At 31.7% G+C, this 15,580-nt stretch carries 17 protein-coding genes; 9 read left to right on the top strand and 8 right to left on the bottom strand.

Going from position 1 to position 15,580, the window contains the following annotated elements:
- Positions 1–67: 67 nt before the first annotated feature.
- The 3 genes from ABRY23_10295 to ABRY23_10285 all read left to right on the top strand — a co-directional run bounded on the left by ABRY23_10295 (position 68) and on the right by ABRY23_10285 (position 3,092).
- Positions 68–952 carry a VOC family protein gene (locus ABRY23_10295; protein ID MFA3783441.1) on the top strand — a complete coding sequence of 295 codons (885 nt, stop codon included), beginning with the start codon at positions 68–70 and terminating at the stop codon, positions 950–952.
- Positions 945–1,826: an SRPBCC domain-containing protein gene (locus ABRY23_10290; GenBank protein MFA3783440.1), complete on the top strand. Its 882-nt coding sequence runs from the start codon at positions 945–947 to the stop codon at positions 1,824–1,826. Before ABRY23_10295 ends, ABRY23_10290 begins: the two co-directional genes overlap by 8 nt.
- 654 nt (positions 1,827–2,480) lie before the next feature.
- The gene (locus ABRY23_10285) at positions 2,481–3,092 is read left to right on the top strand and encodes a class I SAM-dependent methyltransferase (protein MFA3783439.1); all 612 of its coding nucleotides are present in this window, start codon (positions 2,481–2,483) and stop codon (positions 3,090–3,092) included.
- Between the two features lie 19 nt (positions 3,093–3,111).
- Here the strand turns inward: ABRY23_10285 and ABRY23_10280 are convergent, their stop codons facing one another.
- From ABRY23_10280 to ABRY23_10260, 5 genes are all read right to left on the bottom strand, one after another.
- Complete coding sequence (locus tag ABRY23_10280) at positions 3,112–3,468, bottom strand: zinc-ribbon domain-containing protein (protein MFA3783438.1); 357 nt, start codon at positions 3,466–3,468, stop codon at positions 3,112–3,114.
- A 1-nt stretch (position 3,469) separates the two neighbouring features.
- Positions 3,470–4,132 carry a DUF6062 family protein gene (locus ABRY23_10275; protein MFA3783437.1) on the bottom strand — a complete coding sequence of 221 codons (663 nt, stop codon included), beginning with the start codon at positions 4,130–4,132 and terminating at the stop codon, positions 3,470–3,472.
- A complete protein-coding gene (locus ABRY23_10270) occupies positions 4,129–4,815 on the bottom strand; it encodes a metallophosphoesterase (GenBank protein ID MFA3783436.1) in 687 nt (228 codons plus the stop codon). The genes ABRY23_10275 and ABRY23_10270 overlap by 4 nt, the downstream gene beginning before the upstream one ends.
- A 167-nt stretch (positions 4,816–4,982) precedes the next feature.
- Complete coding sequence (locus tag ABRY23_10265; GenBank protein MFA3783435.1) at positions 4,983–5,546, bottom strand: NADPH-dependent FMN reductase; 564 nt, start codon at positions 5,544–5,546, stop codon at positions 4,983–4,985.
- A gap of 154 nt (positions 5,547–5,700) precedes the next feature.
- Entirely contained in the window at positions 5,701–6,606 is a 906-nt protein-coding gene (locus ABRY23_10260) for an MBL fold metallo-hydrolase (GenBank protein ID MFA3783434.1), read from the bottom strand.
- Positions 6,607–6,814: 208 nt separating this feature from the next.
- Here ABRY23_10260 and ABRY23_10255 point away from each other — a divergent pair, with 208 nt between their 5' ends.
- The 6 genes from ABRY23_10255 to ABRY23_10230 all read left to right on the top strand — a co-directional run bounded on the left by ABRY23_10255 (position 6,815) and on the right by ABRY23_10230 (position 11,268).
- Positions 6,815–7,297, top strand: a complete 483-nt coding sequence (locus ABRY23_10255) for a DinB family protein (GenBank protein ID MFA3783433.1) — start codon at positions 6,815–6,817, stop codon at positions 7,295–7,297.
- A 5-nt stretch (positions 7,298–7,302) separates the two neighbouring features.
- Positions 7,303–8,055 (top strand): arylamine N-acetyltransferase, encoded by a 753-nt coding sequence (locus ABRY23_10250; GenBank protein ID MFA3783432.1) that lies wholly within the window; start codon positions 7,303–7,305, stop codon positions 8,053–8,055.
- Between the two features lie 4 nt (positions 8,056–8,059).
- The gene (locus ABRY23_10245) at positions 8,060–8,488 is read left to right on the top strand and encodes a GNAT family N-acetyltransferase (protein ID MFA3783431.1); all 429 of its coding nucleotides are present in this window, start codon (positions 8,060–8,062) and stop codon (positions 8,486–8,488) included.
- 200 nt (positions 8,489–8,688) lie between these two features.
- Positions 8,689–8,997, top strand: a complete 309-nt coding sequence (locus ABRY23_10240) for a hypothetical protein (GenBank protein ID MFA3783430.1) — start codon at positions 8,689–8,691, stop codon at positions 8,995–8,997.
- A gap of 164 nt (positions 8,998–9,161) precedes the next feature.
- Positions 9,162–9,830 (top strand): response regulator transcription factor, encoded by a 669-nt coding sequence (locus ABRY23_10235; GenBank protein ID MFA3783429.1) that lies wholly within the window; start codon positions 9,162–9,164, stop codon positions 9,828–9,830.
- 88 nt (positions 9,831–9,918) lie between these two features.
- Positions 9,919–11,268, top strand: a complete 1,350-nt coding sequence (locus ABRY23_10230) for an ATP-binding protein (GenBank protein MFA3783428.1) — start codon at positions 9,919–9,921, stop codon at positions 11,266–11,268.
- A gap of 898 nt (positions 11,269–12,166) precedes the next feature.
- On the opposite strand, the gene ABRY23_10225 is transcribed toward ABRY23_10230, so the two are convergent.
- The 3 genes from ABRY23_10225 to corA form a co-directional block, all read right to left on the bottom strand.
- Positions 12,167–12,829, bottom strand: a complete 663-nt coding sequence (locus ABRY23_10225) for a PAS domain S-box protein (protein ID MFA3783427.1) — start codon at positions 12,827–12,829, stop codon at positions 12,167–12,169.
- A gap of 407 nt (positions 12,830–13,236) precedes the next feature.
- A complete protein-coding gene (locus ABRY23_10220) occupies positions 13,237–14,283 on the bottom strand; it encodes a mechanosensitive ion channel family protein (GenBank protein MFA3783426.1) in 1,047 nt (348 codons plus the stop codon).
- Positions 14,284–14,326: 43 nt separating this feature from the next.
- Positions 14,327–15,400, bottom strand: coding sequence for a magnesium/cobalt transporter CorA (gene corA, locus ABRY23_10215; protein ID MFA3783425.1), 1,074 nt, complete (start codon positions 15,398–15,400; stop codon positions 14,327–14,329).
- Between the last annotated feature and the right edge of the window lie 180 nt (positions 15,401–15,580).

The raw sequence follows: 15,580 nt of genomic DNA, 5'->3' as shown, positions 1-15,580 counted from the left end.
TTATTATTTGATTTTATTATTCAGTACCTTACTTCAAACATTAAAAATAATTTAAGGAAATACATTAATGAATACACAAAACAACTCCATCACTCCATGCATCTGGCTTGATAATGAAGCAGAAGAAGCGGCTGAATTTTACTCTTCGTTATTTGAGAATTCAAAAGTCGACAGAATTATTCGTTATGGTAAAGAAGGATTTGAATATCACCATAAACCGGAAGGTTCTGTAATGACTGTTGAGTTTGAATTAAACGGACAAAATTTTCTGGCTCTTAATGGTGGACCTGATTTTAAGCTGAATGAATCTGCTTCACTTTTTGTTTATTGCGAGACAGAAGAGAGAATAAATTTTTTGTATGATAAACTTTCCGAAGGCGGCTCAATCAATATGCCTCTGGATAAATATGACTGGAGTCCAAAATATGCCTGGGTTAAAGATAAATTTGGCCTTTCGTGGCAGCTTGATATTGAAGCAATAAACTCGCCGCAGAAAATTGTCCCAACACTTCTTTTTGTAAATGATAAATATTCGTTGGTTAAAGAAGCGATAACTTATTACACCTCAATTTTTCCCGACTCAAAAATTTTAATGGAATATCCCGAAAAAGATTATTTATTATTCGGACAAGTAAAGTTAAACGGTTACTTACTTAACTTACTGAGTGGTGGGAAAATGACTCACAATTTTGATTTCAACGATGCTTTGTCACTAATAATTTATTGTGATACCCAGGATGAAATTAATTATTACTGGAATAAGTTAACAGACGGCGGGAAAGAAGTTCAGTGCGGATGGCTGAAAGATAAATTTGGTGTATCGTGGCAGGTAGTTCCAAAAATATTAAATGAATTAATCAGTAATCCGAAAAAATCCAGCAAAACAATGAATGCAATTTTCGGAATGGTGAAGTTTGATATCAAAAAATTAATCGAGGCTGGCAATGAGTGATAAAACAAAAATTACAGTTGAAGCATTAATAAACGCACCTATTGAAAAAGTGTGGAATTACTACACACAACCCGAGCACATCACAAAATGGAATTTTGCATCTGAGGATTGGTGCTGCCCTCGTGCACAAAATGATTTAGAAGTTGGTAGAAAATTTTCCTGGAGAATGGAGGCCAAAGATGGTTCATTTGGTTTTGATTTTGGAGGTGTTTATGATGAGGTTGAAAAACATAAAAAAATATCCTACACGCTTGGCGATAGTAGAAAAGTAGAAATAAATTTTATTTCACAGAAAGATTCTGTATTGGTTACAGAAACATTTGAAGCTGAAGACTCTCACACCCTTGAACAACAGCGTGATGGCTGGCAGGCAATTTTAAATAATTTTAAAAAATATACTGAGTCAACAAGTAAGCTACAAAAGGTTGAATTCAAAATCGAGATAAATGCTCCAGCTAAAATTGTTTACAACATTATGTTGGGATTGGATAACAAAATAAGTTATGAAAATTGGACATTAGAATTTAATCCGACTTCTACCTTTGAAGGCAGTTGGGGCAAAGGTGATGAGATCAAATTTATTGGTACTGATTCTAATGGAAAGAAAGGTGGAATGCTTTCAAAAATTGTTGAAATAATCCCAAACAAATTTGTATCAATTCAACATATTGGGATTATAGACGGAGAAAAAATTATTACCGAAGGATCTGAAGTTGAATCCTGGACTGGTGCCTTTGAAAATTATTCTTTCGTAGAAACAAACGGCAAAACAATTTTGAAGATTGAGATGGACTTAAGCGAAGAATTTAAAGAATACTTTTTATCAACCTGGCCTAAAGCACTTGTAAAGTTAAAGGAGATCTGTGAGAGGTAGAGATTGTAATGCATTATTACCAGCCATCTTTTCTTGAAAAATCCATATCTGTCCAATACATTTTTTATTTCGTCCCTAAAGGGATTTAATCTGTTTCTTTGTTCTTTATTCTATAAATATTTTGTCCTAATAGGACAATAAAGCATTGATTATGCTTAAACCAATGTAGGGGGCTGTCTAATGAGAATTCACCGCCTTGTGGAAAGTAATTGTTCAATTTTAAATCCTGCTTGCCGAATGAATTCGTTCAGCAGGCAGGCTGTGAAAACCTGTGTTGAGTTAGCGAAGCATCCGTTAAAACCTGACTGCTCAGGCAGGTCCGTGTTGTCAGTGTTCTATTTTTTAACTTGTCCGCCGTATTCTGGCGGAAAAATCTTACTTTTTAGAAGCCTCATGATAATGTTAAAATAATGATTCTAAGCGGCTTTTTGTTCCACTAGGGATAAAATATCTATTCTATAGAAAGAAATAATCCCAACATACCAAGACGTGGTGAATTCTCATCAATAAATCACGTAGGGAGGATATAAAAAATTATTTTTGGCAAATATGATTTTTAATAAAGTTAAACAAAATTTTATGAACTTCGATTTCTTTTTTTGCAGTCTTTAAGTTAGATTTTCATTACATGTTTTATTTTTTATAGGGTATTTAATGAAAGAATTATGGAACCAGAGGTACTCTAAGGAAGAGTATATTTATGGTAAAAGTCCTAATGATTTTTTTAAACATGAATTAGAAAAAATTCATCCCGGCAGAATACTTTTACCCGGCGAAGGCGAAGGAAGAAATGCTGTTTATGCAGCCACGCTGGGTTGGGAAGTTGATGCAGTTGACCAAAGTGAGGAAGGCAGAAAAAAAGCTTTAAGATTAGCTGATGAATTCGGTGTGAAAATAAATTACACGATAAGTGACTTAACGAGCTTTCAACCATCTGAGAATTATTACGATGCCGTAGGTTTAATTTTTGTTCATTTACCATCAGACTACCGTAAAGAATTTCATAAAAAGTTAATTGCTTCTTTAAAACCATCAGGCAAAGTTATTCTTGAGGCTTTTCACACTGAACAAATAAATAAAAATTCAGGCGGACCAAAAGAAATTGATATGCTTTATTCATTAGAAGATGTGGTTGAAGATTTTATTGAGATGGATTTTGAGACTCTTACCAAAGAGACAATTTTGCTTAACGAGGGAGAGCTCCACAATGGGGAAGCAGTTGTTATACGTTTTGTCGGTACCAAATTAAATGGCGAAGATGATTGAAAAACCTTCTTAAGTTCATTTAATTATCGAATATATCTTTTATTGTTATTGGAATATTTGGTTCAATTAATTTTTTTATTTCGTTTTTCGTTTGGGGATTAAGAGTTAAAAGCGCTTTTACTAAGGCTTCTATAATGAAAGGATCTTTTTCGACTTTCAATTTTGTTAAAAGTGCGGGCACAGCTTCAACTGCCTTTATATCAGCCAATATATTTGCCACTAATATTGGTGTTGTTGGTTCGGGATGGTTTAACGAACGGATTAATTTTGTCACAAAATCTTCATTATCCAGTTCAACTTGGTCGGCTCCACAATAAGGACAGATTTGTGTATTTTCATCAATTTCCTTCCAGCAGTTTGTGCAATAAAAAACCATCTTAGTACCAATTGTTTAAAAAGTTCACTGCTTTAATCCACGATTTTCCTTCTTCCCCAGTAATTTTTTCTTTTCGAAATCTATAATCGTTCTTTCGGATGAGTTCTTCAAGATTTTTCCTCATCATTTCAATTTTTTCTTTATGAAAGCGAATAAAATATTCCATAGAATCTTTATTCTTACATAAAAACAACAACGAAATTAAATGTTCTGCACATAAGCCACTTGATTTTTCAAATGCATTTTTAAATTCACTATCATCAGAATAACTAATCAGCAAATGCAAGTTATTTAACGTTTCTTCTTCAACTATTTTGCATACATGGCATTTTTCTTTCTTTTTAAATGTCTTAAAATGGTCTGCTGTCAATTTTTTCCCGAAATAAGAAAGTAAATCGTTGTATATAATTGCTGTTCCAAGCGAGTCATTAATTTGAATTAACAATTGTGAGTGCTCTTTGCAAAAACCCAATGAACTTCTAAGCTGATTTCTAATTTTATTATCATTTACGTTTTCGTAGAGAAGATTATCGAGATAGTTATAAGCTTCTTTTTTATTACCATTGCAAATTGGGCATCCGTCTTCTTCGAAAAGTTCAATCAGTTTAAAATAGCTTAAATGTTTTTCTTCCTCTTTGTTGGTTGTTTTTAATATTTTTTTCATGGTTTATGCAACAATATCTTTTTTAATCCTTCTTTAGTAGAAAGAGAAAGAGGGCTTTTAAACAAATCTTTAATTGTTTGCCCTACATCGTAGTTAATTCTTTTTAGATAAATATTGCCATCTTCGTAAATTGCGTAGCAAGCTTGCCCACCATCTCGAGCCAAACCTACACTGCCTGGATTGACCACTAAATTGTACTCAATCTTTTTTTTATATTGGATGTGTGTATGACCTACTAGTATATACTCTGCTATTATATTATTGACTTCTGATTCAATTTCGTCTTCGTTTAAATACTTGAATATGTTGCCTTTTGGTGAGGCGTGTGCAAGAAAAAATGTTTTGTCATCTATATGAGCAGTTTCTAAGACTGGCATAGATTTAAGGAATTCAATATCGTCTTTACTTAATAATGTACTATGCCAATTTCTTGTTTCAACTGAGTATTGGCGAAATGAGCCCATGCAATTACAATCAACGTTGTAGCCAAGTGCATTATCGTGGTTGCCGCGCACGTAATAATCTGCATTTTCCTTAACAAAAGTCAAACATTCTTTGGGATGCGGGCCGTAATCAACCACATCGCCAAGAAAAATAAGTAAATCATACTTGGGTTCGTAGTTTAATACAGCTTGAAGAGCAGGGTAGTTTGCGTGAATATCTGATAAAATTAGTGCTTTCATATAAATCTCGCTTTTACTGTAAAGAAAAATTAACCTTGCTTATTTTTTATTAAAAGTAGGAGTTATTAATCCCGCTCAGGTGGGATGTTAAGCGAACCCCATCGCTAATTTTATAGAGGGTAGAAGTATTTATTCAATTATAAAAAAAATTTTCTGAAAAAGGGATACTATTTTTTCTTCAACCTAAAGGTCCATTCATAAAGAGCGTCGAGCAATTTCAGTACTCTTTCTTCAATTTTTGAATCTATAGGATTGCCGTTTTCGTCAAAACTTTCGGCACCATTGGAAATTAGTAGTTCGGGTTTATTAAGTGGATACATATTTGTAAAAATTGCTACTTGATGAAGATGATAAACTGCACGGCTACCACCAAATCGTCCTCCTACACTTACAAAAGCTACCGGCTTCTCATTTAGTGGAGAAGTATCTAAAGGTCGTGAAGCCCAATCAATTGCATTCTTAGTTACCCCAGAAAATGAGTAGTTGTATTCTGGTGTTGCGATTATTAATGCATCAGCCAAACCTAATTTTTCCTTAAAAATTTTTACTGGGCTAGGCTCGCCTTGTATTCTAACATCTTCATTATATAAAGGAATTTGAGAAATATCAATGATTTCAAAATTAATGTATGGTGGCGACACTTTTTGAATGTATTTTAATAGCATTGTATTATATGACCCTTTACGAAGACTGCCAGAAAAACTTGCTACTGTAATTTTTTCTTTTTCCATTTTTATCCTAAAAAAAGTAAAGTTTCACAAAGTACTCACTAAGTTTCCAAATTTATTCAGCAAACCAATTCCAAAACCAAGTTCAATTTATTCTTTTGTGTTCCACTATGACTTTCATTCTATTTTAAATTGAACTTTTCGAGTAAAAGAACTTTCAACCTTCGTTAGTTATTATTTCGTAAGCAGCATTAAGATTAGCTTTTAGTGCATCTTTCCACATAGCTTTTCTGTTTTCTGCTCCAGGGAAAGTTTCCGATTTTAATATTTCGTCAAGTGATTTGCCTGCTTTAATTTGCTTTGAAGTAAAGTCGTGTAAAGAAACAATATAATCTCTCATAACGTAAAGATCCTTTTTATTGCCGGTAACAGCCGTGCCGTGTCCAAAAATATAAATTGTATCTTCTGAAAATTTGTCTGCAATATCTTCCAAATATTTTGCCCAAGTAAGTAGAGAAGATTCATCTTTCAACCCACCAATCCACGGGTAAACGCCGTTAAAAACTAAATCACCCACATGCACAACATTTGAATTAACAAAATGAAACACAGCATCCCCTCCAGTATGTGCATTTCCGTAACGGTAAGCAAAAACTTGTTCTTTGCCCACATTTGCAGACCAATTTTTTGAAAATGTTATATCGGCATACACTTGGGGATTTTTTTCATCATTACCGTACGATGTTTTTTGAAGTCTCACACAATTTTCATGAGCAACTATCTTCTCTGCATAATCTTTTAAATAAAGATTACCTTTTGTGTGATCTGCATGATGATGAGTATTAAAAAGAATATCAATTTTTCTATCGACTTTTTTCTTTACCTCTGTTAACATATCTTTTGCTGTATTTGGGAACTGAGCATCAACTACAATTAATGCATCTTTATCAACCAAGATTCCGATTGTTCCTCCCTGTTCGGTGAAAGTCCAAATGTTATCTCTGATATTTGTCAACTTCCAAGCTTCTTCTGCTTTAGCAGTCAACAATTTATTTCCGTTTAAAAGTATCCCACCACCCAAAATTGAAGTAGCTTTTATAAATGCTCTTCTTGAAATTTTCATAACAAATCCTTTTTTTGTTTAATAAATTTAATAACGAAAAAGCTTTATATTCAATTGTAAAAAAATAACAGTTATGTTTTTTGCATCAGTCCTTGTAAAAAGATGCATTTTTATTAATGAACCATATATTTTCGCTTTAGCGGATTTACTTTTACATTAACTAAAAGTAGACACTTAATAGAAAGTTCAAACAAAATAAAGGTAAAAAATGCATCCTAAGGTAAAGCCTTTAATTTCAATTTATGAGATTAATTCAAGATTGTTAATAAATTCTTTTAAAGATGTCAGTGAAGAACTTGCAATTAACCGCCCCAACAAAAAAATCAATTCTATGATGTTCATTCTTCTTCACACTATTGATGCTCGTTATGTAATGATTAAAAACTTGGGCAGTAAAACTAAAAACCCATTTGCAGAGTATGTTAATTGGAACAATACTATTGACGATGTTAAAAAATATCCCCCACTCAAAGTTGTTCTTGATAATTGGGTTAAACTTGATAAAGTACTAAAAAGAAAGCTGAGCAATCTCACATACAATCAATTAAAAGCTAAACTTGATTTTGATTACCCCGGCAATGATGAACCAATTATAAATATGATTTCATTTTTAGCGCAGCACGAAGCTTATCACGTGGGTCAACTTGCAATGCTAAGAAAACTTTTAGGACTTTCTCCATTATCTTTTTAATCAGTATGAATACACAAGATTATCTTAAAAGAATAAATGTGTCGGAAACAAGAGAGCCCTCGTTAGAATTTCTTTCTGAACTTCAATTAAAACATTTATATGCAATTCCATTTGAAGATTTAGATATACCCAACCGCGCAAGAATTTCTCTTGATTTAGAAAAAATCTACAATAAAATAATTCCTACAAAAAGAGGTGGATTTTGTTACGAACTAAATGGACTTTTTCATTGGTTGCTTACTAACTTGGGTTTTAATGTTGATATGCTTTCTGCAAGAGTTTATAATCACAGCTGGAAAAGATTAGGACCAGAATTTGACCACATGACTTTACTTGTCCACCTTAAAGAAGATTACTTAGTTGATGTTGGTTTCGGTGATTCTTTTAGAAAGCCAATTCAAATGCCAAGAGGAATAGTAAGCGATATTAGCGGTACATACCGAGTAAATGGAAGCAACAAAAATTATGCAGTCGAAAAACTTGAAAAAGGAATGTGGACACTGCTTTACAGCTTCACAATTATCCCAAGATTATTGAGTGACTTTGAAGAAATGTGTAACTTTCAACAAGACTCGCCCACATCAATTTTTAGAACAAGGATGCTTTGTTCCAAAGCTACTGAAACAGGCAGAATTACACTTTCTGATACTTCGTTAACTATAAAAAAAGGAAAAGAAAAAATTAAAGTGGAAATTAAAACCAAAGAAGAGTTTTACAAATATTTAAATGAATATTTCGAAATAAAATTTGAAGAATAACATTATGTACGAAATACAATTAAATGAAGAGTATTCAATTACAACTAAAAAAACAAAGTTTGATACATGGATGATTTATGAGTTTTTAACAAATGCTTATTGGTCAAAGGGGATTGATTTTGCATCCGTTAAAAAAAGGATTAAAAAATCACTTTGCTTCGGACTTTTTTATAAAGAAAAACAGATTGGTTTTGCACGCGTTATTACCGATTACGTTTCTTTGGCTTACTTAGCAGATGTTTTTGTGTTAAAAGAACATCGTGGGAAAGGATTAGGAAAGTTATTAATTAAAAATGTACTCTGTCACCCAGATTTAGTTGATGTTAAAACATGGATGCTGGCTACTAAAGACGCACACGGTTTGTACGAAAAATTTGGGTTCAAAATTTTAACTGAGTCCAACTACTATATGAAGAAAAAGAAAGAGGAATAAAATCACTTCTTTGTTAAACTTCTCATGCGTTAATGATTCAGCCCATTAACCCCAATTTTTCATTAGGAAAATTCAGCTTATTAGATTAAAAATTATTAATAATCCATTAAGCTTATTTTAATGATTACACAGTATGTTTACCGCGTAAATAATTCATAATTATTTAACAAAATAATCACTAACAAAAAATAGAGGATAATATGAAAAAGCTAATTGCATCTCTAACGGCACTTTTTGTTTTGTTTGCATTTACTTCAAACTCAATTTTTGCGCAGGAGAAACCGCAAACAAAACCTGCTACTGAGAAACCGAAGGTAGAAAAGAAGTTGGAGAAGAAAGAAGTTAAAAAGCCAGAGAAGGCAGTAGAGAAAAAAGAAGTTAAAACCGAAAAAACTGATACAGCAAAAACTACCGCCAAGAAAGAGGCTAAAACACACACAAAAACTGCTCCTAAGCACAAAATGACTAAGAAAGCAGAAAAGAAAGAAGCAAAGGAAGAAGGCAAATAATTTTCAACCCAAAAAATTCATGAGAATTCACCATCTTGTGGTTAGAAATGAATTTTTTGTCGAAAGACAAATTTTTTCTAATGAAAAATGTGGGTTGAATAAATTCAAGAAAATAGGTTAAAGGGAGAGTTTTCGCTCTCCCTTTTTTTTGTTATGTTATGTGCATGAGAATTTTAGTAGTTGAAGACGAAAAAAAAGTGGCTAATTTTATCAAAAAAGGCCTTGAGGAAGAATACTTTTCAGTAGATGTTGCTTATAATGGAAAAGACGGTTATGAAATGGCTGTTTCTCAGGAGTATGATGTTATTGTACTTGATGTAATGCTGCCTTTTAAAGACGGATTGAAAATTACAAAAGATTTACGTTCCCAAAACGTAAATACACCTATTCTTTTATTAACTGTAAAAGACAGCACAGGCGATAAAGTAGCTGGTCTTGATGCTGGAGCAGATGATTATCTTACTAAGCCTTTTGCTTTTGAAGAATTAACAGCGCGTATTCGTGCTTTGCTCAGAAGAAAAGAAACACAAAAAACAACCGAATTAAAAATTGATAACCTCACACTAAATTTAATTACTCACAAAGTTTACAGAGGCGAACAGGAAATTACATTAACCCCCAGAGAATACGCTATCCTCGAATATTTGATTCATAACAAAAACAAGATCGTCTCTCGCACAAAGTTAATAGAACATGTTTACGATTATCATTTCGACCCTGAAACTAACATTATAGATGTCTATATCAACAAACTGCGTAATAAAATTGACCTCCCATCTCAAAAGCAGTTAATTCATACTGTACGAGGCATTGGATATATAATAAAAGATTAATCAAGCAACAATGTTTAACAAATTGAAAAACTTTATTTCTTCGACACGTTTTAAAACAACTCTCTGGTACTCGTTAGTGTTTCTTTTTTTGGAATTGTTATTAGGTGTAATAATTTACATTTACCTTTTTACTAAATCTTTGGACAAACTTGATTCTGCTTTAGCCGCGCAAGCAAATGCAATAATAAAAATTGTTAAAGAAAAACATGTTGATTTGGATACCTTTACACCCGATGAAAATTACCAAAATGAAGAAGATTTGGTTTGGGATTTAATTTACGATATTGTAGTGTTTAACAAAAGAAATACATATATAGAAATTTCCTCCGGGAACAAAATAATTTTTAAAACAGATAATCTTTCCGGAAACGACTTCTTACTGCCAAACATTGCATTAAACAAAAAAGGTGCGTTCGATTTTGTTGGGGATTCATTATCTCAGCAAACAATACGAGGTTACTTACTCAAAAGCGGCAATTATGCTGTTTTGGTTGCCTACCCAAAAGATCAAATATCACAAACACTCAACAGCTTAACAGATCTTTATATTCTTCTTGCACCCCTTTTTTTAATCATCTCGTTTTTAGGTGGCGCAATTATTTCTTCAAAATCACTCTCTCGCATTGACGCAATCGTAAAAAAAACAGAAGAGATAACAGCTCAAAATATGAGTGAAAAAATTCCCGGTGAAGAGTTTACCGATGAATACGGTCGCTTAGTCCGTAAAATGAATGAAATGATTGACCGAATAAAAACTTCAGTCGATTATATGAATCAGTTTACAATATTTGCTGCACATGAACTAAAAACCCCGTTAACAATTTTACGTGGAGAAATTGAAATTGCATTGAAATCCCCAAAAACAGTTGATGAGTATATAGAAGTATTGAAAAGCAACCACGAAGAAACCATACGATTGATTAAAATTATAGATAATCTCTTTTTTATTTCAAAAAGTGACCACTCGCTTATTAACGTTCAAAAAGTAAACGTAAATTTAGAAGAGTTTTTAAATGCCATCTTAAATAATTTCATTTATTTGGCAAATGAAAAACAAATAAAAATAGTTTCTAATATTCCTAAAAACATAAATGTAAAATTAGACACTGGTTTAATGAAACAGGCCATTACTAATTTACTTGACAACGCTATCAAATACGGAAATGAGAACTCGGAGTTGCTCGTTTCAGCAGAAAACAATTCTGAAAACAAGCTAAAGATTGATATTGCAAATACAGGAGACGAAATACCTCCCGAGGCTTTAAATAAAATATTCGAACGATTTTATAGAGTTGAAAATCCAAAATCTCAAAAAAAGGGGGGCGTTGGCTTAGGCTTATCAGTTGTTAAGTCAATAATAAATTTGCATAACGGCGATATTATGGTTGATTCTAAATTTGGCAGAACGAAAGTTTCTATTTTAATGCCCTTATCGTAATAAACCTGACCAATTTATTTTATTCAAATTACCGCCTTAGGCTTGGACGTCTAAAAGTAATTTTTCAATTATAAAACTTGCCTACCTCGGTAGGCTTGCTTGCAGCAAGCAAGTCTGTCAGAGCCTGTTAAAATCTCTGCTTCCGGGGTTCCTTTGAATAACAACAGCAGTTACTCTGCTGTTAGAAAAATTGACTAAGAAAAATTTTAATGCAGCTACTCATCATTACATTTTGGAAGATTTTATATCTCAAGCAATAAGGTAATAAGGTTAATGAGTCTGTGGTCTTCAGAGATTACTAAGGTTAAAGTAAGATAAATAAGGTTTTAAACTAAACTCTTAACTGTAGTTATAAATAACAAGTAACACTTTTAAAAAATTCATAGTCTAGTTACTATGAAGGAAAAATATTGGTCGTCTCTTATTACCGCGTGACTTTTACTTACCGCAATGAGAAAAAAACTTTATTAGTGAAGATAAACCTTAGTAACAAATCAAATCCTTGAACCTATCTAAACCTTATTACCTTATGGATAACATCAAAAATAGTTTTGGGAAATAACCAATTGAGATTGTTGGATAGTAATGAACTTCTTACAGATAGAACAAAAGGAATTTACAATTCATATTTAACCCAAATGAACCTAAAATCAGTTCTCGAAAGAAAGATTTTGACAGAAACTTTGAAATCAAAGAGGAGATATAAGGTAATCCACAAAGTGGTGAATTCTCAAAGGTTCAGTTTTTTTGGGTTAGTTAGAGTTACTAAGGTTTAGAAGAAAAAGATAAGGTCAAACCCGTTTGAAGAGTCAAAGAAACCTTATTTTTGAGTTTAACTCCTTAGAGTTTACAACCTTAGTAACAAGTTAAATCCTTAGCTTATTCAGTATGAAAAGTGTTACAAATCAAAAATTTCTAAATCATCTGTTAAGCTTTTGGTCTTAAAACTTGTTAAGCTTTCAAACTTCGTAAGAGCCATAAATGTGTTTCTGTATTGAACATCATACTCAGCAATTAATTCTTCAATACGCTTGTGGTTGATTTGTCCGTTTACTTCTAATAAATCATCACGGAATACTTTTAGATAATTCATATAATTAAAAACAATATCATTCACAGACTCTATAGTAACCTTAAATGTTTTTAACGAAGCCTCATTTGCTATACGTGCTTTTTTATCTGTAATATCATCCACAATCAAAAAAATGTGCTCGATATCTTTTGGATAAGAAACAACAGGCGTAAACAAAATTAAGGCATCTATTATCTTGCCGCCTTTGCTTACAATTTTTGTGTCAATAGAAAAGGACTCTGGCTTTTCCAAAATTGCAGTTATTTTTGTAATTAGATTATTTCTAGTCCTAATATCTAAAAAGAACCCGAATTCTCTGCCAATAATTTCATTTGAAGCATAACCAGTTATTTTAGAAAATCCTCTATTGACATATACAAATGGAAACAAGCTATGCTTAACATCAATAATCGCTAAACCGCTATGGGTTTCTGTTAGAAATGAGGCGATTACTTTTAAGAATTCTTCCGGTTTTAATATTTGTTCCATAAAAAGCACCTCTTTTTATTTGGAAAAAAATCTGGTTATGCTTACAAGAACAAAAAAATTCCCAGAATGAAACCTTTATATGAGAAAAAGATTTTTTTATGTTGCTTAAGTAATACGCTGAAAAAATTAACAAGTGATTGCAAATTCAAGCTAATCGGTTTTATTTATGCTTTCGTCTATTTTATTTTTAGATGGTTTACGAATAATTGAAGTGAACATATTATTATGTTAAGTAAAATTTTGATATGTATATAATATAGTTATTTTTTGCTTCATTTGGAGAATTATTATACTTGCATTTGAGTCGCTTTCTCTCCATTTCTTTCAAAGAGCTAAAAGAGTAATTTTTTATAACTCTTAGTTTTGCTAAACTTATTGCCAATTTACAGTTAATTGAAGTAGGAAAATCAATTTCCTTTGTTCAAAAAAATGGTTTGGGTTGGGTAAGCAAATTCTATTTTCAATTTCTCAAATTCTTCGAAGATGCTTAAGTTAATTTGCTGTTGTACGTCCATGTAAACATTGTAATCAGAAGAAAGAATATAATAAACTATTTCGTAGATTAAGCTGAAATCGCCGTAACTTTTAAAATGTGCTCTATCAAATAAAGTATTTTCATTTTTTTCTATTATTTCTTTTACGATAGAAGGAATTTTTTTTAACAAATCAGCTTTAGTTTGGTAAGTAACCCCAATGTTAAAAACCACTCTTCTTTTTTCCATTCTTTTATAATTATGAACAAGCGTGCCAGTTAATTTAGAGTTAGAGATAGTTATCTGTTCGCCTGAAAGAGACCGTATTCGTGTTGATTTAATTCCAATTTTTTCTATGCTGCCAGCTATATTTTCGAAGACAACAAAGTCGCCAAGTTCAAAAGGTTTATCAAAAAAAATAACGAAGTAGCTGAACAAATCTCCTAAAATTGCTTGTGCAGCAAATCCAATAGCTATTCCAGAAATTCCTAATCCAGCAATTAAAGTAGAGATTTTAAAACCAAGGTTATCTAAAAGAAAAAGTAATCCTAGAATCCATATCAAAAAGTTTAAAAAGGCAAATAGTGGTTTAATTCTTTTACTTTCTTCTTCGCCTCGTGATTTTTCCACATATTTTGTCAGAAAATAATTTAATAAGGCAATTCCAAAACGAACAGCATAAAGTGTTGTAAGTAAGTAAATAACTATAGTAAAAATTTTATCGGCTTTAGTGCCAAAACTAAGTGACTCTATGACTATGTACATGGCAGTGAGATATAAAGCCGGTATAAGAAATTTATTAATACTTTTTATAGCAAAAGAATATTTTATTTCTCCGTTTTCATTCTTTATCTTCTTTAATTTAGATATAACTATTGTTCGAATAATATGAATAATTAACACAGCCAAAAAGATTATACCGATGGCAAGCAAGTAATCTTTAATAGAATTTCCCCAGATAGTTACATTTAAGAATTCCATAACATTCTCCTCATTTTGTAGTTTAACTTTTCTTGGGTAAGCATTAAAACCAGTTTTTTTTCTTAAAATAGCGCACTAACAGAATTGCTATTACAATCATTAAAAATAAAATCAATGGATAGCCAAACTTCCATTCAAGTTCGGGCATATATTGAAAGTTCATGCCGTATATGCCAACGATGAAAGTTAAAGGGATAAAAATAGTTGCAATTATGGTAAGTACTTTCATTACCTCGTTCATTTTATTATTGACGCTTGAAAGGTAAATATCGAGCATAGTTGTAAGTGTATCGCGCAAGGTTTCCAGATTTTCAACAATACGAATTTGGTGGTCAAGTGTGTCGCGAAAATAAATTACTGTCTCCTCAGTAATTAATAAAGAATCTCTTCTAATAAGACTATTCAACAGTTCGCGAAGTGGACTTACAGTCTGTCTGGTATTTTGGAGGTATTTTTTAAGCTTCTGAATTTTAGCTAACTCTTCGGTTTTTGGGTTTTTTAACAATATTTCTTGCAAATCGTCAATTTGTTCGCCTAATTCTTCTACTACCAAAAAATAATTATCTAAAAGGAAGTCTAACAAAACATACAACAAATAGTCTGCTTTAGATTTTCTAATAATTCCTTTCCCCTTTTCTATAATTGCATAGATAGAATTAAAGGTATCGACTTCTGGATTGTGTTGAAAACTAATGACAAAATTTTGTCCAATAAAAAAAGAAACTTGTTCAATTGATAATTCTTTATTGTTTTTTATTTCTGCATTTTTTGCCACAATGAAGATTCCATTTTCAAAAAAGTCAGCTTTAGAGCGTTGATAGCTGTTTAAAACATCCTCAATGCTAAGTGGATGAATACCAAACAAAGAACCTATTTCAGAAATTAGTTCAACATCCTGTAGTCCATTTACATTAATCCACAATACTTTTTCCTTTTTACGATTTGTTAGTTGTTGTTTTAATTTATCAAGTGATTCTATTTTTCTGCATTCATATTCGGTCTGGTCATACTCAACTAAGGTAATTATTGTTTTATCAACATTTTTTTCCCCTACAAAAATCAAGCTGCCTGGAGGCTTGCCAATTTTAGATTTTACTTGTTGCCTTCGGTTGGACATAAGAAACTCATTTTTTTCAAAATTAACAAACAACCAGTAAAATTTCCTTAATAATTACAAAATTTAACCCAAAAAATTTGCTATGGATGTACCACCGAATATTTTGAACCAGAATAAATGTAGATAGTTTTGATTTTAGCAAATAATTTTTTTAATGGTAGATTCAATACAAAAAACTCT

The sequence above is a fragment of the Melioribacteraceae bacterium 4301-Me genome, assembly GCA_041538185.1.
Lineage (GTDB): Bacteria > Bacteroidota > Ignavibacteria > Ignavibacteriales > Melioribacteraceae > Pyranulibacter > Pyranulibacter aquaticus.
Note: the sequence above shows the minus strand (reverse complement) of the source record. Positions and strands in the feature narration are given on the sequence as shown.

What these genes read in the sequence shown, in the direction of transcription:
- ABRY23_10295 (MFA3783441.1), top strand. Translation starts at nt 68, where the DNA reads ATGAATACACAAAACAACTCCATCACTCCATGCATCTGGCTTGATAAT.
- ABRY23_10290 (MFA3783440.1), top strand. Translation starts at nt 945, where the DNA reads ATGAGTGATAAAACAAAAATTACAGTTGAAGCATTAATAAACGCACCT.
- ABRY23_10285 (MFA3783439.1), top strand. Translation starts at nt 2,481, where the DNA reads ATGAAAGAATTATGGAACCAGAGGTACTCTAAGGAAGAGTATATTTAT.
- ABRY23_10280 (MFA3783438.1), bottom strand. Translation starts at nt 3,468, where the DNA reads ATGGTTTTTTATTGCACAAACTGCTGGAAGGAAATTGATGAAAATACA.
- ABRY23_10275 (MFA3783437.1), bottom strand. Translation starts at nt 4,132, where the DNA reads ATGAAAAAAATATTAAAAACAACCAACAAAGAGGAAGAAAAACATTTA.
- ABRY23_10270 (MFA3783436.1), bottom strand. Translation starts at nt 4,815, where the DNA reads ATGAAAGCACTAATTTTATCAGATATTCACGCAAACTACCCTGCTCTT.
- ABRY23_10265 (MFA3783435.1), bottom strand. Translation starts at nt 5,546, where the DNA reads ATGGAAAAAGAAAAAATTACAGTAGCAAGTTTTTCTGGCAGTCTTCGT.
- ABRY23_10260 (MFA3783434.1), bottom strand. Translation starts at nt 6,606, where the DNA reads ATGAAAATTTCAAGAAGAGCATTTATAAAAGCTACTTCAATTTTGGGT.
- ABRY23_10255 (MFA3783433.1), top strand. Translation starts at nt 6,815, where the DNA reads ATGCATCCTAAGGTAAAGCCTTTAATTTCAATTTATGAGATTAATTCA.
- ABRY23_10250 (MFA3783432.1), top strand. Translation starts at nt 7,303, where the DNA reads ATGAATACACAAGATTATCTTAAAAGAATAAATGTGTCGGAAACAAGA.
- ABRY23_10245 (MFA3783431.1), top strand. Translation starts at nt 8,060, where the DNA reads ATGTACGAAATACAATTAAATGAAGAGTATTCAATTACAACTAAAAAA.
- ABRY23_10240 (MFA3783430.1), top strand. Translation starts at nt 8,689, where the DNA reads ATGAAAAAGCTAATTGCATCTCTAACGGCACTTTTTGTTTTGTTTGCA.
- ABRY23_10235 (MFA3783429.1), top strand. Translation starts at nt 9,162, where the DNA reads ATGAGAATTTTAGTAGTTGAAGACGAAAAAAAAGTGGCTAATTTTATC.
- ABRY23_10225 (MFA3783427.1), bottom strand. Translation starts at nt 12,829, where the DNA reads ATGGAACAAATATTAAAACCGGAAGAATTCTTAAAAGTAATCGCCTCA.
- ABRY23_10220 (MFA3783426.1), bottom strand. Translation starts at nt 14,283, where the DNA reads ATGGAATTCTTAAATGTAACTATCTGGGGAAATTCTATTAAAGATTAC.
- corA (MFA3783425.1), bottom strand. Translation starts at nt 15,400, where the DNA reads ATGTCCAACCGAAGGCAACAAGTAAAATCTAAAATTGGCAAGCCTCCA.